This is a genomic window from Hymenobacter cellulosivorans (assembly GCF_022919135.1).
Taxonomy (GTDB): Bacteria; Bacteroidota; Bacteroidia; order Cytophagales; family Hymenobacteraceae; genus Hymenobacter; species Hymenobacter cellulosivorans.
On record NZ_CP095049.1, the window covers coordinates 2,577,539 to 2,597,736 of the forward strand.

The 20,198-nt window shown below is 58.9% G+C and carries 19 protein-coding genes and 1 pseudogene; 11 read left to right on the forward strand and 9 right to left on the reverse strand.

All coding sequences use genetic code 11. The annotated features are described in order from the left end of the window. The first annotated feature begins 7 nt into the window (after window positions 1-7). From MUN80_RS10820 to MUN80_RS10855, 8 genes are all read left to right on the forward strand, one after another. On the forward strand, window positions 8-832 hold the full coding sequence (locus MUN80_RS10820) for an outer membrane protein assembly factor BamD (RefSeq protein ID WP_244723588.1): 825 nt from the start codon (window positions 8-10) through the stop codon (window positions 830-832). A 138-nt stretch (window positions 833-970) separates the two neighbouring features. After that, window positions 971-1,315 (forward strand): DNA-directed RNA polymerase subunit omega, encoded by a 345-nt coding sequence (locus tag MUN80_RS10825; RefSeq protein WP_244723590.1) that lies wholly within the window; start codon window positions 971-973, stop codon window positions 1,313-1,315. Between the two features lie 9 nt (window positions 1,316-1,324). Beyond that, window positions 1,325-1,873 carry a flavoprotein gene (locus MUN80_RS10830; RefSeq protein ID WP_311136283.1) on the forward strand — a complete coding sequence of 183 codons (549 nt, stop codon included), beginning with the start codon at window positions 1,325-1,327 and terminating at the stop codon, window positions 1,871-1,873. Window positions 1,874-2,016: 143 nt separating this feature from the next. After that, window positions 2,017-2,670 (forward strand): phosphopantothenoylcysteine decarboxylase domain-containing protein, encoded by a 654-nt coding sequence (locus MUN80_RS10835; protein ID WP_244723592.1) that lies wholly within the window; start codon window positions 2,017-2,019, stop codon window positions 2,668-2,670. Continuing rightward, a complete protein-coding gene (gene porD / locus MUN80_RS10840; protein ID WP_244723594.1) occupies window positions 2,663-3,580 on the forward strand; it encodes a type IX secretion system protein PorD in 918 nt (305 codons plus the stop codon). The genes MUN80_RS10835 and porD overlap by 8 nt, the downstream gene beginning before the upstream one ends. 277 nt (window positions 3,581-3,857) lie before the next feature. Then, window positions 3,858-5,276: a T9SS type A sorting domain-containing protein gene (locus tag MUN80_RS10845; protein WP_244723596.1), complete on the forward strand. Its 1,419-nt coding sequence runs from the start codon at window positions 3,858-3,860 to the stop codon at window positions 5,274-5,276. 322 nt (window positions 5,277-5,598) lie between these two features. Beyond that, the gene (gene recN / locus MUN80_RS10850) at window positions 5,599-7,284 is read left to right on the forward strand and encodes a DNA repair protein RecN (protein ID WP_244723598.1); all 1,686 of its coding nucleotides are present in this window, start codon (window positions 5,599-5,601) and stop codon (window positions 7,282-7,284) included. Between the two features lie 108 nt (window positions 7,285-7,392). Further along, a complete protein-coding gene (locus MUN80_RS10855) occupies window positions 7,393-8,214 on the forward strand; it encodes an enoyl-ACP reductase FabI (RefSeq protein WP_244723600.1) in 822 nt (273 codons plus the stop codon). Window positions 8,215-8,284: 70 nt separating this feature from the next. Here MUN80_RS10855 and MUN80_RS10860 read toward each other — a convergent pair whose 3' ends face one another. From MUN80_RS10860 to MUN80_RS10880, 5 genes and pseudogenes are all read right to left on the reverse strand, one after another. After that, complete coding sequence (locus MUN80_RS10860) at window positions 8,285-9,205, reverse strand: carboxypeptidase-like regulatory domain-containing protein (RefSeq protein ID WP_244723602.1); 921 nt, start codon at window positions 9,203-9,205, stop codon at window positions 8,285-8,287. Between the two features lie 112 nt (window positions 9,206-9,317). After that, the gene (locus MUN80_RS10865) at window positions 9,318-9,995 is read right to left on the reverse strand and encodes a DUF3885 domain-containing protein (protein WP_244723605.1); all 678 of its coding nucleotides are present in this window, start codon (window positions 9,993-9,995) and stop codon (window positions 9,318-9,320) included. Between the two features lie 12 nt (window positions 9,996-10,007). Then, a pseudogene (locus MUN80_RS10870) lies at window positions 10,008-10,942 on the reverse strand (D-2-hydroxyacid dehydrogenase). Window positions 10,943-10,990: 48 nt separating this feature from the next. Next, a complete protein-coding gene (locus MUN80_RS10875) occupies window positions 10,991-11,953 on the reverse strand; it encodes a D-2-hydroxyacid dehydrogenase family protein (RefSeq protein ID WP_244723608.1) in 963 nt (320 codons plus the stop codon). A gap of 11 nt (window positions 11,954-11,964) precedes the next feature. Then, on the reverse strand, window positions 11,965-12,372 hold the full coding sequence (locus tag MUN80_RS10880) for a hypothetical protein (RefSeq protein WP_244723611.1): 408 nt from the start codon (window positions 12,370-12,372) through the stop codon (window positions 11,965-11,967). A 304-nt stretch (window positions 12,373-12,676) separates the two neighbouring features. Between MUN80_RS10880 and MUN80_RS10885 the strand changes: the two genes are divergently transcribed. Further along, entirely contained in the window at window positions 12,677-14,824 is a 2,148-nt protein-coding gene (locus MUN80_RS10885; protein WP_244723613.1) for a carboxy terminal-processing peptidase, read from the forward strand. A 76-nt stretch (window positions 14,825-14,900) separates the two neighbouring features. On the opposite strand, the gene MUN80_RS10890 is transcribed toward MUN80_RS10885, so the two are convergent. Further along, a complete protein-coding gene (locus tag MUN80_RS10890) occupies window positions 14,901-15,404 on the reverse strand; it encodes a hypothetical protein (RefSeq protein WP_244723616.1) in 504 nt (167 codons plus the stop codon). Window positions 15,405-15,667: 263 nt separating this feature from the next. Here MUN80_RS10890 and MUN80_RS10895 point away from each other — a divergent pair, with 263 nt between their 5' ends. Then, on the forward strand, window positions 15,668-16,966 hold the full coding sequence (locus MUN80_RS10895) for a cytochrome P450 (RefSeq protein ID WP_244723619.1): 1,299 nt from the start codon (window positions 15,668-15,670) through the stop codon (window positions 16,964-16,966). 77 nt (window positions 16,967-17,043) lie between these two features. Beyond that, a complete protein-coding gene (locus MUN80_RS10900; protein ID WP_244723632.1) occupies window positions 17,044-17,457 on the forward strand; it encodes a tellurite resistance TerB family protein in 414 nt (137 codons plus the stop codon). A gap of 21 nt (window positions 17,458-17,478) precedes the next feature. On the opposite strand, the gene MUN80_RS10905 is transcribed toward MUN80_RS10900, so the two are convergent. The 3 genes from MUN80_RS10905 to MUN80_RS10915 form a co-directional block, all read right to left on the reverse strand. After that, window positions 17,479-17,883 (reverse strand): ACT domain-containing protein, encoded by a 405-nt coding sequence (locus MUN80_RS10905; RefSeq protein ID WP_244723634.1) that lies wholly within the window; start codon window positions 17,881-17,883, stop codon window positions 17,479-17,481. A gap of 28 nt (window positions 17,884-17,911) precedes the next feature. Next, the gene (locus tag MUN80_RS10910) at window positions 17,912-18,196 is read right to left on the reverse strand and encodes a hypothetical protein (protein ID WP_244723636.1); all 285 of its coding nucleotides are present in this window, start codon (window positions 18,194-18,196) and stop codon (window positions 17,912-17,914) included. A gap of 71 nt (window positions 18,197-18,267) precedes the next feature. After that, window positions 18,268-20,160, reverse strand: a complete 1,893-nt coding sequence (locus MUN80_RS10915; RefSeq protein ID WP_244723638.1) for a porin — start codon at window positions 20,158-20,160, stop codon at window positions 18,268-18,270. Window positions 20,161-20,198: the final 38 nt, after the last annotated feature.

Genomic DNA, 20,198 nt, shown 5'->3' on the forward strand with positions numbered 1-20,198 from the left:
CCCCCTTATGCTGTCTTTTCGCCCTACCTTTTTTGTTCTGCTACTGAGTGCGTTGCTGCTTGGCTCGTGCACTGGCTACCAAAAGCTGCTCAAAAGCGGCGACGTCAACAAGAAGTACGAGGCCGCCGTGCAGTACTACGATAAAGGCGATTTCTTCAAGGCCGGCACGCTGCTGGAAGATTTGATTCCGCTGCTGAAAGGCCGCCCGGAGGCTGAAAAAGCCCAGTTCTACTTCGCCAACACCAACTACCGGCAGCGCAATTACGTGCTGAGCGCCTACTACTTCCGCTCGTTTGCCGATACCTACCCTAACTCGCAGTACGCCGAGGAAGCCAACTTCCTGCACGCCAAGTCCCTGTTCCGCGACTCGCCCGAGTTTGAGCTGGACCAGACCAACACCTACTCGGCCCTGGAGTCGATTCAGGACTTTCTGAACCGCTACCCCAGCAGCCAGTTCCGGCCCGAAGCCGAAAATATGTCGCAGGAGCTGCAGAAGAAGCTAGAGAATAAAGCCTTCCAGAGCGCCAAGCTTTACTACAACATTCGCTATTACCAGTCGGCCGTTACGGCGTTTTCCTCGTTTCAGCAGCAGTATCCAGCCTCTTCCTTTAATGAAGAAGCTGCTTTCCTGAAGCTGAGCGCCCAGTACGACCTGGCCCGGGAAAGCGTGCCGGAGAAGCAACGGGAGCGGTATTTGGAAGTTTTGTCCTTCTACCAGAACTTCATCGACAACTACCCCCAGAGCCGCAACCTCAAGGCGGCCGAAAACATGTACAGCACTTCCCGCGAGGAAATTGCCAAAATCAAACCGGCCGACACCGCCGCGAAGTAATAATGTGCTGATATGCTAATATGATTGAATGTAAGAACTGATTTTTCAACGTCCCAAGGCCAGGAAAAGCATCATCTACATTTCCCACAGTAGCACAGTAGCACATTCACCCACAGTAGCACCTTAAAAACGCATCATATGAAAACTCCGAACAACGTCTCCGCTTCCATCGTGACCCGCAACATGTCGGATTTCACCCACGAAACCGGCAACGTATACGAGTCGATTGCCATCATCTCGAAGCGCGCCAACCAGATTTCGGTGAAGCTGAAGGAAGAGCTCAACGGCAAGCTGGCCGAGTTTGCCACCACGGTCGACAACCTGGAGGAAGTATTCGAAAACCGTGAGCAAATCGAGATTTCCAAGCACTACGAGCGTTTGCCCAAGCCCACCAACCTCGCCATTGAGGAGTTCCTGGAAGGCAAAGTGACGTTCCGTACCTTGGAAGAAGAGGCACTGCCCACGGTTCGCCCCACCGAATAAGCAACCCTAATGCCGCTGCAAGGCCGCAAAATCATCTTGGGCGTATGCGGCAGTATTGCCGCCTACAAATCCGCCATGTTGGTGCGGCTGCTGGTAAAGGCCGGCGCCGAGGTGCAAGTCATTCTGACGGCCTCGGCGGCGGCCTTTGTCACGCCCCTTACGCTGGGCACACTCTCCAAAAAGCCCGTCCTGACGGGCTTTTTGCGTGACGAAGCTGCCGGGCAGTGGCACAACCACGTGGAGCTGGGCCTCTGGGCCGACGCGCTGGTTATTGCCCCGGCCAGTGCTAATACCGTAGCTCAGCTAGCCAACGGCCACTGCCCCAACCTGCTGGCAGCCGTGTACCTCTCGGCTCGCTGCCCCGTGTTTCTGGCCCCAGCCATGGACCTGGACATGTACGTGCACCCGGCCGTGATCCACAACTTCGAGCGCCTGCGCAGCTTCGGCAACCACGTGCTGGAGTCGCCGGTAGGGGAGCTGGCCAGTGGGCTGTCGGGACCTGGCCGCATGCTGGAGCCCGAGGACATAGCAGCCGAGCTGGACCGGTTTTTTCAGTGAATAAATCTATATAGAGTGTCATGCTGCGCTTGTCGAAGCATTTCTCCCGCAACGGTAATTAGCGTTACTTCGGCAGTAGAGATGCTTCGACAAGCGCAGCATGACACGTCTTTTTTAACCAAAGTCTTTTTGGCAACTCCCTTATGCGCGTCTTAATTACGGCGGGGCCGACTTACGAGCCTATCGACCCGGTTCGGTTTATTGGCAACCATAGCACCGGCAAAATGGGCTACGCCCTGGCCGAGGCCTTTGCCGAGCAAGGCGCGCACGTCACCCTGATCAGTGGCCCCACGAACCTGCCAAACCCCGCTAGTGCGCTGATACAAACCACGCGGGTACAAACGGCCGCCGAAATGTACCAGGCCGCCGCTGCGGCTGCTCCCGCTGCCGACGTCTGGGTGTTTGCCGCTGCCGTAGCCGATTACCGGCCCCAGGAAGTGGCGCAGAACAAAATCAAGAAGGACGGCGAAACGCTGACGCTGGAGCTGGTGAAGAACGTGGACATTGCCGGCACGCTGGGGAAAACCAAGCGGCCTGAACAATTTTCCGTGGGTTTTGCGTTGGAGACCAATGACGAGGAAGCTCACGCCCGGGGCAAGCTGCAGCGCAAGAACTTCGACCTGATTGTGCTCAACTCCCTGCGTGACCCGGGGGCCGGCTTCCGCCACGACACCAACAAAGTGACGCTGCTCGATGCCGCGGGCCAAATGACTATCTTTGAGTTGAAGCCCAAGGCCGCCGTGGCCCACGATATTGTCCAGACTGTTCTTGCTCGCTTTCCCCTCCGCAATGCGTAAAATTCTGCTGCCGCTGTTGTTTGTGCTTACTCTGCTGGCCCGCCCCAGCCAGGCCCAGGAGCTCTTGGCTGAAGTGCAGGTCACGACCGAAAACACGACGGTAGACCCGCAGTTGATACGGCAAATGAAAAACGATATTCAGGCGTTTTTGAATACCCGTTCCTGGACCAACCAAACCTACCGCCCAGAGGAGCGTATTCGGTGCCGGATTTTTGTGGGCATCACCAACGTACCGCAAAACGGTACTTTCGAGGCCACGGCCCGCATCGTGTCGACCCGGCCGGTGTATGGGACGGCGTACGAGACCAACTTACTCTCGTTTGCCGATAAGCGCTGGGTGTTCAACTACTCGCCCCAAAATCCGATTGACTACTCGGAAAACACGTTCGTGTCTAACCTGTCATCGTTGCTGAGCTTTTACGCGTACATGATTATCGGCATGGACCAGGACAGCTTTGCCAAGCTCGGTGGTTCGCCGTATTACGACCGGGCCCGCAACATCCTCAACAATGCGGCCGGCCAGAACGTGACCAACGAATCGGACCCGGCCTGGAAGGATGGGGAGTCGCGCAACCGTTACTGGCTGCTCAACAACCTGCAGGATCCGCAGCTGGAAGCCATGCGCACCGGCATCTACAACTACTACCGCCAGGGCCTCGACATCTTTATCCAGAAGCCGGACGAGGCCCGCGCCAGCATGGTAACGGCCCTGCAGGGCGTGCAGCAGGCGGCCATCCGCCGGCCCGGTACGCTGCTGGCCCGGGCGTTTTTCGATACCAAGTCGGACGAGATTTCCAACATCTTCCGCACCGCCCAGGATCCGCAGATGAAGCAGAACGTCGTCACGATGCTCTCCGAAGTTGACCCCACCAATTCGGCCAAGTACGAGAAAATCATGCGTCAGCCCTAAGCGGCCACGCGAGTAGCACCCCTGAAAAGCCCCGGCCGAATCCTCGGCAAGGGCTTTTTCGTGCTGATTACTTTGCTAGCTACGCGGCTAAGGCCTTCTGGCGGTTCGGGACTCGTAGCAGTTCCCTCAAAAATGGGCCTGACAGCGGGACACGGCTTTCAGTAGAAAAATAATATAGTTACCGGTATATAAATCAAAGCCGAACGTTGACCTTTGGCTAAGCCTTGCGGTTGCCCGCGCGGGTGTATTCCTCACATGCCCTTCTATCCCTATCTGCATGCTTCACCGCTACTTAAATTTTGTTAAGCTGCCCCGGCAGCTCTTCCGCCACCTGGCCCCGGCCCTTGCCGGAGCAGGCCTGCTACTGGCCCCGGACGCTGCTCAGGCCCAGACTTCCAGTATTCCTTTCGGAGAGTATTCGATGGGTGGTCCTGTTTATGATCTAACTCTGGGCGACCTCAACGGCGATGGTGCTCTCGATATGGTAGCCGCGGTTCAGTTCGGCTACGTAGCCATACGGCTCGGCACGGGTACAGGTACCTTCGGACCTATGGCTAGTACTACAGTCGGCTACTATTGTGGTTATGCGAAGACAAGTGATGTGAACGGCGATGGGAAGCTGGATGTAATAGTTAGATATATTGATGCTTTTAATTCTACGAACAGGAGTATAGGTGTGCTGCTGGGTACGGGCACCGGTGCCCTGGCCCCTATCGTGACATATAACTTGCCGCAGGAATACAAAGACGGTGGGACAGCCGTTGGCGACCTCAACGGCGATGGCAAGGCCGACCTGGTCTTAGGGGGGAATAACAGCCTTGGAGTGCTACTCAGCAACGGCGACGGTACGTTTGGCGTTATGACCTCCAATCCATCTCTGGGTAGCACGGGCGGAGTGACCGTAGGTGATGTTAACAATGACGGTAAGCTTGATGTACTAAGTAGTGGCCAAGTCTGGCTGGGCAACGGGAATGGCACCCTCCAGCCTGCAATCGCCAGCGGCAGCGGCGGCGGCGTCTTGGGCGACTTCAACAACGATGGTAAGGTCGATATTATTAACATTAATAGTGGCAGCTTTGCCATAGGGCTGGGCAAGGGAGACGGCACGTTTGGTCCGTGGCAAACCTTTCCCGCCAATAGCGCCGTTCGCGACATGGTTGTTGCCGACCTCAACGGCGACGGCAAGCTGGATATCGCCACGGCCAACGGGGGCGGTGGCACAAGCACCTACGGCAACAGTATGGGCATTCGACTGGGTAAGGGAGACGGCACCTTAGCGATGGGTACCAGCATCGTCGTACCCGGGATTCCCCTTTCCATTACTGCCGGCGATGCCACCGGCGACGGACGGCCCGAGGTGTTTATCGGTATTGTCGGCGGGGTCGTGGTAGTGCCAAGCGGAGCCGGCATCGTCAGCTCGAACACCCCGGCCCGCCTCACGCCGGCCAGTGTAAGCGTGTATCCCAACCCGGCCCACCACTCCGTAACGCTGCACCTGCCCGCCGTGCCCGGCGCGGCCCAGGCTCACGTAGAGCTTTACAACCTACTGGGCCAAGCCGTGCGACAAACTACGGTGGCCCTGCCCGCTGCCGGTACCCGCACTACCCTGGATGTAGGAAACCTGCCCACCGGGATGTATATGCTGCGCGTGCAAGCCGGCTCCGAAACCATTACCAAGCAGCTCGTAGTAGAATAACACGGTACAAAGAGCGTACAACTTCCCTTCCACCACTCGGGGTAGGGGCGGTACTAGCCCGTCTTGATCCTGGCTCAAAAGCCCCTGCGCCGCCCGGTAGCAGGGGCTTTTCGGTGTCAGGAACGGACTCACAAGTAAGCCAAACATCAGACATTGTTGATATTAGCTTTTTACTAAAATGCTTGGCGGCTGCTTGCGATGTTGTTGATAATGCCTAATTTTATTAGTTGGAATGCCTTTGTAACTGCTGAAACGCGCTGGTAGCTGATTTTAACGGTTGATATACTAGAGCCAAGGCATTGTTCCTGTTAACTGACGCGCCATGCTGGTTGATCTTCGTATACAGAACTACGCTCTGATTGAGCAATTAGAGCTGCGGCCCTCGGCCCTGCTCAATATCATTACCGGTGAAACCGGAGCCGGCAAATCCATTATGCTCGGCGCCATCGGGCTGCTGCTCGGCAACCGGGCCGACTCCAAGATGCTCTTCGATACCCAGCGCAAGTGCGTCATTGAGGGCCAGTTTGACATTTCGAACTACCAACTCCAGGATATTTTCGATTCTGAGGACCTGGACTACGACGCCCAGTGCATTCTGCGCCGCGAAATCAGCCCGTCGGGCAAGTCGCGGGCCTTCGTGAATGACACGCCTGTAACCCTGGATACGCTGCGCAACATTGGGGCTAACCTGATGGATATTCACTCCCAGCACGACACGCTGCTGCTCGGTGACGCGGTGTTCCAGCTTAATTTGCTCGATTTGTACGCCGGTCTGGTGCCCACCCGGGCCCACTACAGCAATGCCTACCGGCAGTACCGCAAGCTGGAGGCCGACCTGAAAATGGTAGAAGACCAGATTGCCCAGGCTAATAAGGAACTGGACTACCACAGCTTTCTGCTCAACGAGCTGGAAGAGGCCCGCCTTGATGATGAGGACCAGGAGGCCCTGGAGCAAGAAATCAAGCAGCTGGAGCACGCCGAGGAAATCAAGTACAAGCTCACCCAGGCCCTGCACAGCCTAAGCGAAAGTGAGTACTGCGCCGCCGGCAGCATGAAGGAAGCCGCCACGCTGCTGGGTCAGATTTCCGCGTATGCCGACTCGTTCAAGGTGCTCAAGGAGCGTCTCGACAGCTGCTTGATTGAGCTCCACGACATTGCCGACGAAGTGGAAGCCACCGAGCGGCGCACCGAAGGTGACCCGGCCCGCATCGACGAGCTGCAGAGCCGGCTGAACGTGCTCTACAACCTGCAACGCAAACATCAGGTGCGCGACGTGCCCGAGCTGATTGCCGTACGCGACGACCTGCGCCAGAAAGTAGGCTCGGTACTGAACCTGGACAAGGAGCTTTCCCGCCTGCGCAAAGACACCGAGGGCGCTCTAGCTACCGTGACGCGGCAGGGCAGCAAGCTTTCCGACAGCCGCAAAAAGGCCTTCCCAAAGTTTGAAAAGGAGCTGGCCGGCTTGCTTTCCGAGCTAGGCATGCCCCACTCCCGCATCGTGGTGCAGCACAGCACCGGGCAACCTGCCGCCAGTGGCATCGACGTTATCAGCATTCTGTTTACGGCCAACAAGGGTGCCCAGCCCCAGACCCTGAGTAAGGCGGCTTCGGGTGGGGAATTCTCCCGCCTGATGCTTTGCATTAAGTACATGCTGGCCGACAAAACCGCTCTGCCGACAATCGTTTTTGACGAAATTGACACCGGTATTTCCGGCGAAATTGCGGTGAAAGTGGGCCGGATGATGCAGCAGATGGCCAAGAAGCACCAGCTTGTGGCTATCAGCCACTTGCCGCAGATGGCTGCCGCCGGCGACGCGCACTACTTTGTGTATAAGGAAGACCGCGCCGACCGCACCGTGAGCCGCATCCGGGAGCTGACCACCGACGAGCGGGTGCGCGAAATTGCCCACATGATTGCCGGCGCCAAGCCCAGTGAAAACGCCTTCCAGAGTGCCCGCGAGTTGCTGGCCATGCGCGGCGAAGTGGTAAGTACTGAGATGGTGAAATAGTGAGATGGTGAGTTTACAGGTGGGGCTATTTGCTAACTTGCCCCACATTTGTAGCTAGTCCTCTGCTAAAGGCCTACTCGCCACTTCACTATTTCACCATCTCACCATATGTCCAATAACCTCCTCGCCGGCAAGGTCGGCATCATCTCCGGGGCGCTCAACGAAGAATCCATTGCCTGGAAAGTAGCGCTGAAAGCCCACGAGCAGGGGGCCCGCTTCGTGCTGACCAACGCCCCGCTGGCCATGCGCATGGGCGAAATCAACAAGCTGTCGGAGCAATGCAACGCGCCCATCATTCCGGCCGATGCCACGTCGATGGAAGACCTGGAAAAGCTGTTTTCGGGAGCGCAGGAGCACCTGGGAGGTAAGCTCGACTTCGTGCTGCACAGTATCGGGATGAGCGCCAATATCCGCAAGGGCAAGCACTACGGCGAGCTGAACTACGAGTGGTTCCAGAAGACGCTGGACGTATCGGCTCTGTCGTTTCACAAGATGCTGGCCGTGGCTGAGAAGCAGGACGCCTTCAACGAGTGGGGTTCGGCCGTGGCCCTGAGCTACATTGCCGCTCAGCGCGCCTTCCTCGATTACACCGATATGTCGCAGGCCAAGGCCGTACTCGAAAGCATTGCCCGCAGCTACGGCCAGCGCCTGGGCAAGCTCAAGAAAGTGCGTGTGAACACCATTTCGCAGTCGCCGACGAAGACCACGGCCGGCACTGGCATCAGCGGCTTCAACGCTTTCTACGACTACGCCGACAAACTTTCGCCCCTGGGCAACGCTCCGGCCGAAGCCTGCGCCGACTATTGCATCTCGCTGTTCTCGGATTTGACCCGCTACGTAACCATGCAGAACCTGATGCACGATGGCGGCTTCAGTACCACCGGTATTTCCGAAGAAATCGTGGACGTAATTACCCAGGCTGGCGCATAGTTTTTAGCGGCCTATTTTAAGCAAAAAAGCCCGGCCAAATGGTCGGGCTTTTTTGTTGCTAGCGCGGAAATCAAAAAAAGGATTTCCTCAGACTTACGCTGACCTTGGTGTAGTTGCGGAGCTGGTTGGCAGCCACGCTAAGTTGCAGCTGATTACCGATAAAGCGCGAAATGCTGCCCTGATATTGCCAATACGATGGCCAGCGGGTAGCTTGGGCCTGCATGTGTATATCGAGCGGATACGGCAGACTGTAGCGTAAGCCCAGTCCATGGCCGTAGCCCGTGGTGGCCCGGGTTTCGGAAAGGTGCAGCGGTTGGTAACGGGCGTACCCGGCACTGAGTAGCAACTCGGGCAGGCGGGTGGTTTTTTGGTAGAGCGTCAGACCAAGCGTAGCGGAGTAGCTGTTAAACTGTGCATTAGCCGCTTCGGCTCGCAGGCGCTGATAATCAAGCTTCTCGGAGAAGCTGAGCGGGCCAAGCTGGGGTAGCGCAGGCAGGTCTACCGAGGCTGTGGCCGAGTAGTTGCGTTTAAAGTTGGTGTGGTAGCTACCCGAAATGTTGAGGGATTTGTGGATATAGCGCTGGCCACGTAGCTGGGCATAAAGCCCGTACGGAGCATAGCGCAGACCGGAAGTAAGGCCTACTTTGTAACGGGTATACACCACTATATCATCCGAAATGAGAGTGCGCCGATCGGGCTCCAGCCTGAGCATGGTACTGCTGCCGGCCGCTACCCGGCGCTGCTGCTTTACATAGCCAATGGCGCTTACACTAATGGTGACACTGTCTGACTGCCCAGGCACGGTAAGCGAAAAGCTGCCGTCGGAACTGCTGCTAACACCATTGACGGTATTGACCTGTAGTATCGTAGCCCCTGGCAGAGCCTGGTTACTTTTGGCGTCGATTACCTGACCCGAAATGGTGGTGGTAGATTGGGCCGCAGCCAGCCAGGGAGCCAGCAGTAAAAAGCAGAGTAGCAGGGGTAGTTTCATGTGCAGGCGTAAGGGACATCTGCGTGATGCCTGCGCAGCTCATATTCCATATTCGGGGCGTAAGAAACACCGCTAGCTGCCAGGTTCCGCCTGGAATAAACCTGTTTCGCGCTCAACCTTCAAAGAAGGTTTCCTCGACTCGCGCCCGGTCATAGTCCAGAAGCCAGCTGTTGTAGGTTTCGAACAGCGGCTGTAGTGTCGCCTTATCCGCGGCTAGTATGTCGAGGCCCCGGTCGTCGTATAGGTGGAAAAGCAGGCCCCGGCTGAGGTTGAGCAGGAACACGTCACCGCGGATAGCCGGAGCCCGGTCTCTAAAATCCTGATTGGCAATGGCCGCAGCTATGGAGGGAAAAGGAACAGCGGAGGCAGAGGTAGAAAAGTACAATCTCACCCATTTGCCAAAAGGCCAGAGGTGTCGGTAGGGATTCGCTATTTTCTTGATTAAGGCCTCAGACCTAAGGATGCCAAGCTGGCGCAGAAGAAAGTCGGTGGTTTTGATCCGGCCCCTTTTGTAGGCAGATTTCTGATACACGAGGACGAGCTCATCATCCGGCTGAAAAGCGGCGTGGAATAGCGTCGATGCGCGGTGATTTACTTCCCGAAAGTACGCCTCATTATAAGCCAGCCGCACAGTGGGTGAATAAGCAGGATGACCGGGCTTCAGATAAATAGGATGCTCACCCTGCAAGTCGAACCGGATGCCGATAGGCCACCGGTAGAACAGCCCGCTGCTTAAAAACAGGCCCGGAAAATGTTGCTGAATAAACGCCGTGCTGGGCAGGGGTGGCATAGTCCTACTTGGTTAATACCCGCGCCCTAGCTCCACTAGGTTCTCCAGCGGCTGGCTGCGTTGCAAGTGGCTCAGGTTGCGTAGCAGCATTTCTACTTTGCCTTCGTCTTCGTGGGGCTGGCCGCCGCCAGTGTGCTGGGTAAGCAGCACGTTGGGCAAGGTCCAGAGCGGACTGTTAGCGGGCAGGGGCTCCTGGGCTGTAACGTCCAGCACGGCGCCCCAATGCGGCCGGCTTGCAGGGCAGTTATCAGGGCGGGCTCATCGGTGGTATTGCCGCGGCCCACGCTGGCGTAGATGCTGTCTGGAGCCATGGCAGTAATCAGCTCGGCCGAGAAAAAGCCCTGGGCGCTACCGGGCAGGCAATTGATGACAATATCCGTTTCGGGCAGCACCGCCCGGAGTTCTTCCACGGTGTGTAGCTGAGCCGTGGGATTGGTGCGGGCCAGTAGCTGCACCGCGCATTGGAAGCCGCTGAGCTGCTCGCGTACGGCCAGCCCGATGGCACCCGCGCCCAGAATCACGACTCGCTTGTGGCGGAGCAGGCCAGTGCCGGCCCGCAGAGGAGCGCCCACCCAGCAGCGGCGCTGTTGCAACACGGCCAGCTCGGGAATACGCCGGTACAGGCCCAGGATACCCGCCAGCATCGTTTCGGCGCAGGGCCAGGCAAAATAGTCGCCCATGTTGGCTACCGGAAAACGCACGGCAATGCCCGCGTACCGCTCGAAGCCGGCCGAGTCGATTTGCCAGAACCGCAGCTGGGGCAGGAGGTGGTCGGTGAGCCAGGCGGGCGGCACGTTGCCCAGCACGATATCAGCCTGCCGAAAGGCCGGTAGCTGCTCGGGTTCAGGTAAATCGGTGCGAAAAACGGTGTGGATGCCGGCCGGTAATTGGTCCAGCAAAGAAGCTCGGGCCGGAGCACTTAGGGCAGAGTAGATAAACAGCTGCATAGTGGAGGGTAGAAACAGGAAAGTAAGCCCGCTATACGCACCGCCGCGTCAAAGTACTTGTGGGTTGGCAATATGCGTGGGCTGTCCGGCGGCAAAGGCCAGGATATTGTCGAAGGCCTGGCCAAAGTATAGCTCGTAGTTGTCCTTTTCCACGTAGCCCAGGTGAGGAGTACACACGGCGTTGGGCAAGGCCAGTAGGGGATGAGTAGCGCCCAGCACCGGCTCCTGCTCGTACACATCCACGGCCGCCAGGCCGGGCCGACCCCACTGCAAAGCGGCCACCAGGGCTCCCGCCTCAACCAACTCCGCCCGACTGGTATTCACGAACAAGGCTTCGGGCTGCATTAGAGCCAGGTCGGCGGCGGAAATCAGGCCGTGGGTGTCGGGAGTGAGGCGGATGTGAAGGGATACCACGTCACTTTCCGCGAAAAAGGCCTCCCGCGAAGGAGCCGCCTCAAAGCCATCGGCGCGGGCTGCCGTTACCGAGCCTTCCCGGCCCCACACCCAGACCCGCATACCGAAGGCCCGGCCATAGCCCGCCACCAGCTGTCCTATTTTGCCGTAGCTCCACACGCCCAGGCGTCGACCGCGCAGCTGCCGCCCCAGCGTGTGCTGCCAGCCTCCGGCCTTGAGGTGGGCAACTTCCTGCGGGATATGACGCATGGCCGCCAGGATCAGTGCCCAGGTAAGCTCGGCGGTGGAATAAGGGGAACCGGTGCCTTCGGCCACGGCAATACCGCGTGCCGTGCAATCGGCCACGCTCAGGTGGCCGGCTACTTTGCCCGTCTGGCTGACGAGCCGAAGCTGGGGCAGCCGGTCGAGCAGCGTTGGGGTGAGGCGAGTCCGTTCCCGGATCAGCACCACAGCTTCGGTGTCTTGCAGGCGGCGGGCCAGTTCATCCTCGTCCGTGGTGCTGTCGTGGTATACCCTCACGGAGTGGCCGGCCAGCTTCCGAAAAGCCGCCAGGTGGCGCACACTGTCCTGGTAATCGTCGAGGATGGTGATTTGCATAGCTTGGGCGGTTAAGGCTGGGCCCGCAGCCAGTCCTGGGTTTCGGAAAGGGTACCAAACAGCTGAATTTGCAGCATGTCGCCGATGCGGTGCTGCAAATCTTCGATGGAGAGCTGGCCAAACACGTCCGGAGAAACGACCTGACCAATGTAGCGCAGCCCGGCGCTGATGATGATGGGCGTCCAGACCTGCTGTATCCACTCGTTGGCCTCGGTGAAGGTACCAATCAGGGCCTGGTGGTCGTTGAGCAGCTTCGCACAAGGGTCGGCACGCAGGATGTCCACGTACGTCAGCCCGCCGTCCATCACGGTGCCCAAGGTCTGGCGGCCCTGCCACCGGGCATGAATCCAGTTGTCCCGCTCATTGCGCTCAATGGTCAGGTATACCGTGCCGTCGCCGCGATAAAGTGAAGTTGTCATTGGTAAGATGGTAAGCTGCCGCCGAAAAGGGGCTAAAACGTAATAATGGCCGCAAAGATGCAGAATTACCCGAGCCCGGCCGGCTATTGATTTAGTCAGAAATACACGTAATTACGGACCCGGTGCCGCGTCGCTGAACTACTAACCAGCTTGGAGTCGTTGTGCAACTAGCCTCGTAAACCCGTGTCTTACTGCCAACGGTTTCAGTCCGGTAGAGCATTTTATTGCTGCGTCAGTGCAGGGCTTTGTTGACGGTTTTAGCCGGCCGCTTTTACGTTGTTTTATCTACTTTGTCCGTAGTCATATGGCTTCATTCCGCTCTTCTCTCGGCTTCTCAGCGCTGCTGCCGGGTTTGTTGCTGCTCTTTCCCATGGGTGGCTTCACCCAGCGCCCCGCCGATGGCGTGCCGCCCCAGAAAAAACAGGTGCTGCTGGGCACCGTTGCCCAAGGCCTGGGCATGGCCCACGTGCAGCCCGAGCAGATCGACAACGATTTTTCGCGCCGCGTCTATACCCTTTATCTTAAGCACCTCGACGGCAGCAAGCGGTTTTTGCTCCAGCCCGACGTAAAGCAGCTGCAGCGTTACGAAACCAGCATTGACGACGAAATCAAGCAGGGCAAGCACGAGTTTTTGGATCTGAGCACCACGCTCATCAACCAGCGCGTGCAGGAAGCCCAGGCGCTGTACCGGGAGTTGCTCCAGCAGCCGTTCGAGTTTACGGCCAACGAAACCTTCGAAACCGACGCCGAGAAGCAGGCTTTTCCGGCCGATGCCGCCGCCCGCCGCGACCGGTGGCGCCGCCTGCTCAAGTACCAGACCATGACCCGCGTCTCGGAGCTGATGGATGAGCAGAGCCGCCAGCAAACCAAGTCGCTGGCCGCCACCAAGGCCAAGCCTTCGGACGCTACGCTTTCGGCCCCGGTGCGCACCCCGGCCCAGCTCGAAGCCGACGCCCGCAAGCAGGTGCTCAAGTACTACGACGAGTTTTTCAGTGACCTGCGCCAGACCGACGAAGCCGACCGGCTGGCCGAGTTTGCCAACACCGTAGCCAATACCTTCGACCCGCACTCGGAGTATTTCGCGCCCAAGGATAAAACCAACTTCGACCTGGCCCTGACCGGCCGCCTGGAAGGCACTGGTGCTCAGCTCAGTGAGAAAGACGGTCAGATATCGGTGGCCTACTTGGTGCCCGGCTCGGCCTCGTACCGCCAGGGTGAGCTCAAGGCTGGCGACATCATTCTGCGCGTGGGCCAGGGTGCAGCCGAGCCCGTAGCCGTAGAAGGCCTGCGCATGGACAAAGTGGTGCAGATGATTCGGGGCAAGAAGGGTACGGAAGTGCGCCTGACGGTGAAAAAGCCCGACGCCAGCACCAAGGTTATTTCCATCATCCGCGACGTGGTGGTGCTGGAAGAAACCTACGCCCAGTCGGCCGTTATCAACGACGGGGGCAAGAAAATCGGCTACATTCTGCTGCCCAGCTTTTACGCCGACTTCAACCACAACGGCGGCCGCAACTCGGCCGACGACGTGAAGGCCGAACTGCAAAAGCTCAAGAAGGAAAACGTGCAGGGCGTGGTGCTGGATTTGCGCTTCAACGGCGGCGGCTCCTTGCAGGACGCGGCCGAAATGGCCGGCCTTTTCGTGGCCAACGGCCCGATGGTGCAGGTAAAAAGCCGGCAGGGCGCTGCCGACCTGGTTTCTGACCCCGACCCCAAAGTGCAGTACGACGGGCCGCTGGCAGTGCTGGTAAACAAGTACAGCGCCTCGGCTTCCGAAATTCTGGCCGGTGCTATTCAGGACTACAAGCGCGGCGTCATCGTGGGCAACACTACCTACGGCAAAGGCACCGTGCAGCGCATCTTCGAGCTGGACGACATCATGAGCCCGGCGTTGGCCAGCCTCAAGCCGTTTGGGTCGCTGAAAATGACTATTCAGAAATATTACCGCGTGACGGGTTCTTCCACCCAATTCAAGGGCGTCACGCCCGATATTCCGGTACCCGACGCCTATAGCGCCCTGGCCGACGGCGAGCAGGACACGGACTATCCGCTGAAGTGGGACGAGATTACGCCGGCTCAATTCAAGCCCTGGGCCGCCGCCCCGAACGTGGAGAAACTGGCCGCCGCCAGCCGGCAGCGTGTGGCCGCCAGCCCTGCCTTCGGCCTGCTCACCGACGCGGTACAGGGCATGGTGAAGCGCCAGAAAGTAACCCAGGTATCATTGAACCTGGCCGCCTACCGCGCCGAGCAGCAGGAAGCTCACGCCGCGGCCGAGAAGTTCAAACAGACCCAGCAGGCCGCGCCCACGCTGGAAGTAGCTCCGCTGCTGGCCGCTACTACTGCCGCGCCCGCCGATTCGGCGGCTAACAGCCGGGCCACCCGCTTCGTGAAGCCCCTGCGCAAAGACCTAACCCTGCGCGAGGCCGTAGCCGTTATTCAGGATCAGCTGTAATAGCTGCGCACTACTACAAAAAGCCTGCTCCAACCAAATTGGAGCGGGCTTTTTTGCGTCCGTACCAGGACTACAGCTACCCGCGCAGCCACCGTTCCATACGGGGAAAGGCGGCAGTTGTAGTCAGGCCCATCCAGACCAGCAGAGGCAGACCCATGGTACCGCCGGTGCTGAAGTGCTCAATCAGCCAGGCGCTCTGGTTTTTGTAACCGTGGGGGTGAAATACTACCTCGGCCGGCAAGCCAAGCGTCTGGACAGCGGCGTAGGACCAGGCCAGCACGCTCAGTTCTTCGCCCTCTTTCTCAGGGTTGTTTTCTGTGACGTTATCCATGAGCAAGTGGCGCTCGGCGGCGGAAGTCACGGCAATGTGGCCGGCTTCGTGCAGAATGTCGCCGGGGTAAAGCAGCCGCTTGCGGTCCACGACCAGCGTCCCCCGGTCGATGAGCAGGCCGGGCAGGAAGGTATTTTGACCTTTGAGCGAAGCCTCGCGCACCTCTAAGCCAATGTCGCGCACGAAAGTCAGCAGCGGATCAATCTGGGCGGCAGGAGCAGCGGCGGCCTTGGAGGAGAGGTTGAGCATAGCTGGCAAGATAAGACGACCAGTTCAAACTCAAAATCCGGTGGGTCTGCGGATTGAGAACTGCAAGCAACCAGGATGTGGAAGATCTAAAAGAAGCGCTACAGTAACATGATTTGCCGGGCGTTGGGAAATCCTTGGGCCGGGTAGCACGTATGCTAAAACCAGTTTTGCACCCCACAAAGCGCCATTCTCGACAGTAACGAACTGTCGATGGTGCCGCTGGCGCAGGCTCCTTACTCGCTCTTGCCTTACCCCAAAACGCTATGCAAACTATTCCCCGGGACCCCAGCCTGGACAGCACACTGGACGTGGTGCGCGAAGGATTCCCTTTTATCTGGAACCGTGTCCGTGGCCTGCACTCCGATATTTTTCAGATCCGCCTGATGGGCCAACGCACCATTTGCCTGCACGGGCCGGAAGCAGCCCAGCTGTTTTACGACCCGGCCCGCTTCGTGCGTACGGGTGCCGTGCCGCGCCGCATTCAAACCACGCTCATGGGCAAGGACGCCGTGCAAACCCAGGATGGAGCCGAGCACCGCTGCCGCAAAGACGCCTTTATGTCGGTGATGACGCCCCAGAGCCGGGCGCGGCTGATGCGGCTTTTGGCCCACGAGTGGCAGGCGGCGGCTGAATACTGGGCTGAGCAGGAAGAAATAGTGCTCTTCGACGAAGCCCAGGAAGTGCTGTGCCGGGCTGCCTGCGCCTGGGCCGGGGTGCCGCTACCCAACAAAGACGCTCGCCGCCGGGCCCGGGACTTTTGGGCCATGATTGACGCTTTTGGCGGGGCCGGGCCGCGGCACTGGCGCGGCAAACGAGCCCGCACCCGCACCGAAGACTGGATAGAAGGCATCATCAAGAAGATTCGCAAGGGCAAGCTAGAGGTGGCAGAAGGCTCGCCGGCCCACGTTATGGCTTGGCTGCGCGACGCCGACGGCGAGCAGCTCTCGGCCCGCATGGCCGCCATTGAACTTATCAACCTGGTGCGTCCCATCGTGGCTATTGCTACCTATATCACCTTTGCCGCCGTGGCTTTGCACGAATACCCGGTTTATAAAGGTCTGCTGCGCACGTCCGGCGACGAGTACACCGAGTACTTCGTGCAGGAAGTGCGGCGCGACTTTCCCTTTGCGCCGTTTCTGGGTGCCCGGGTGCGCGAAGATTTCACCTGGCGCGGCTGCGACTTCAAAAAAGGCATGCTGGTATTGCTCGACGTGTATGGCCTCAACCACGACCCGCGCATCTGGCCCGAGGCCAACGTGTTTTGGCCCGACCGGTTCCGCCACCAGACCATCAGCCCCTACAATCTTATTCCCCAGGGTGGAGGCCATTACGACACTGGTCACCGCTGCGCCGGGGAGTGGATTACCATCGAAACGCTCAAGCAGGCCGTGACTTTTCTCAACACCGGCATTACCTACGACGTGCCGGCCCAGGACCTGCGCTACGACCTTACGCGCATGCCCACGCTGCCCACCAGCGGCTTCGTGATGCGGCAGGTGCGCCCCACCGGCCAAGCAGCACCTACGGCTGTGCAAACCTCTGCCTGCCCGTTTCACCACTAAGCCACGGACCAGGCAAGCAGTACCAAAACGGTAGTCCGTTTCCTAGCTGTCCAACTCTACCACCCAACTCATCCGCCATGCAAACCTCCCACGACCTGAACCAGGTCCTCAATACTCCGCAAAAGAAGCTGGCCTTCTTCCAAAACCTGGTACTCGTAGCCGCCGCCGATGGGCAGCTCGATCAGCAGGAAAGCCAGCTGCTGCTCCAGGTTGGTAACCGCCTAGGTTTGAAATCGGAAGAAGTACAGCCCATTGCCGACAACCTGGCCATTCTAAGCTTCATTGTGCCCGCCGATGGGCTGCAGCGCACCTTGGAGCTGCAAACCCTGGTACAGATGATGCTGCAGGACGGCCAGATTGATCCGCGCGAATACGGCCTCTGCATGGAATACGCCAACCGCATCGGCTACGGCAAGGAAATTCTGGATGACATGGTAAGCCAACTGGCCGGTGGGGCTCCTACCGGCACGCGTAACCCACCTACGGTATAAGGCTGAAAGCCAGCCTTGCCTTTACTCGGGGCCGGTTGCGGCGAGCTGCCCCAGCACTTCGAGGGCTGTGTCCGCGTCAGTTTCAGCTACGAAAATGTGGTCGTGATAATAGCCTGCCACCACGTTGCAGCTGATGTGGTGGCGGGTTAAAGCCTGGGCAAAGGCGGCCGTAAGGCCCACGGCTTCGAGGGCCGAATGTACCGTGAGCGTCAGCCAGGCGGCTACGTAGGAATAGCTCAGGGCCAACTGGTCGGCAGTGGCACGGGGTAAAATGAGGGTGATACCCTCGGCCTCCCGGAACATGCCCACGCAGTTGGTCAGGTCAAGGCCGCTCAGGGACGCTACGGTGCAGAAGACGTAGGTGCCCGGCTGTCGGATGGGCTGCATAGTGCGTAGCAGCTGGGCCAGATTGGTTTCTCCACTCATTGGAATACGGCTAGACGTCTGGTAGTAATTACTGGGCCCGGCGGCTTTTGAAATAATAGCCCAGGGCAAAAATAAACCCCAGCAGCACGTGGCTTAGCACCGCGGCAATAATGAGGAAAGTGCGCCCCAGGCCGTAGGGGTCTACCTCAAAAGGCGACACACCGGGCGAAGTCAAGACGAGCAGATACGCCAGCAAAACGACCAGGTTCAGGGCGAAGAACGGCCGGATATGCTGCCAGGAGCTTAGCCACAGCAAGCTAAGCAGCCACAACAGTGGAGAAGCTATGAGCAAGGCAAGCAGGATGGTCGTCATTGGGCCGGGTAAAATGCTGAAACAGCCAAAGATACAGTGCCAAACGCCTTGTAGCTGGTTTATTCGCCCAGTTAGCGGCGGTTACGGCCCAGTACCACTTCTACCCCGATAAGGCCTAGGCCCAGTACCAGCACAAACAGGGCTCCGGCGTAGCCCACCCATTTTTCCCCGGTCTGCTTGAAAAGGTAGTCGTCCCGCTTGCCCCCGTACACAGTTTCGGCCTTGATAGTCCCGGCCCGGCTCACGGTACCTACGGCGAAAACTTGGCTGCCCCGGTCGAAGCCGTTGTAGCTGTTGCGCTTGGTAAGCTTTTGAATGGTGGTATTGCGCAGAGCGTAGCCGGCTTCTACGGGTACTGTTTGGGAGCCTACTTCCAGCAGCAGGGCCGGGGCCACCCAGTCATTTTCCAGCCAGATGGGCTCCTGCTCTTTAGAGTACCGCTCGGCGCTGCTGCGCACGTAGGCTACCAGCGTGCCGTAGCGCTGGGGCGTAATGCGGCTGATGCGGCCTTCTACTAATACCGGCGTGCCGGCCGGGAGTTGCCGTAGGGCGGCCGCCGTCTGGGGCTCTAGCTGCCGCAGCGGAGCCAGCACTCCATCGGAGTAGGAAGCCAGCAGCCACAGCTTTACCACGCCGTAGCTGATGGCCAGCAGGCCCATCCAGACAAGCTTGTATTTAGTCAGCATTCGAAGGCTCCCGCGGATAATTAGGGTGCCAAAGTAGAAGAAAAGCCTCCGCGAGACAACCAGAAGAGACCTAAAAGTTGAGCTGGGCCTGCAGGCGAAGCAAGCCGCCCGCTGCCGGTTGTCGGGCCGCTGAAAATCCTCAAAGCGGCGCGAGGAGAGCGTATACATCGTCACTAGCTCGAAGCTGGGGGAGGGCTGCCATTCCACGCCCAGCTCGGCTTCGCGCACGGTGTAGCTGCGGGCATCCCGCTCATGCTTTTTGCCGCCGTCATAATACTGCACCCGCACAAATGGGTAAAATTGCTGCTGTTGGTAGTGCAGGCGCATATTCAACAGCACGTAGCCGCCGTGCAGCTGCTGGTTTTCGATACTGTCGGTAGCGGGGTTGAATTCTGGTCCCCGGCCCACGTTGTACTCGGCCTGCACCCCAAACGGCTGCGGATACAGCACAAACGTGGCGGCCAGACGCTGGTCGGGGTAGCTTAGGTCGGGGCGGTGCTTCACGCCCGTGGAGAGCTGGTCTTTACCCACCACGTAATGCCCGGTATACGCCTGCACCGAGGGTTCGATGATCTGACTGCCAATGCTGAGTGGATAAGCCAACCGGGCTACGATGTGGCGCTGGTCGTTGAGTTCGGGCCGATTGGCCGTTTGCCCGTTGAACACGCCGAGGCCAACTACGCCATAGTCACCGGAACCCTTCAGGCCATCTTTTACCAGCTTGCTGAACCGCTGCCGCACGGCGGTAGGGGCCCAGTAGATAAAGGCGCCCAGGTCTCGCTCGTTGGACAAGGCACTGTTCAGCGCGTCGTTGCGGTCCAGGGCCAGCCGGTTCTGGCTCGACTGCATGTTCTCAAAGCCGTAGGGTACTTTGCTTTGTCCTACGCGCACCCTGAATCGGCTGGCTTTGTCCAGGCCCAGGTCCATGTAGGCGTCGCGCAGCAGGCCCACGTTCAGGGTTGTGTTGCCGCTCAGGGTGCTGGCAAAGTCGGGTTGGAGATAAAAGTAAATCCGCTCATTGAGCTGCCCGAAAAAAATCACCCGAATCCGTCGCAGCGAGAAGCCGCCGTTGGCCCCCCACGATTTGTCGCACTGCTCGCACTGCAGGGCGGGGTTGGTTTCGAGCAGCCGGTTGTAGCGGGCCTGCACGTACCCTCGGATAGTAAAGCTCTCAAACCACTTTTTAGCCATCGCCGGAGCCTTCGTGACCGAGTCAGCTGCTTGTCCGTGGGCCGCTCCGGCTGCTAGAAGCAGCAGGCTGGTTAACAGTTTCTTCATAAAAAGGTAATGTTGGCGCAAAGTGCGGCATTACCTGT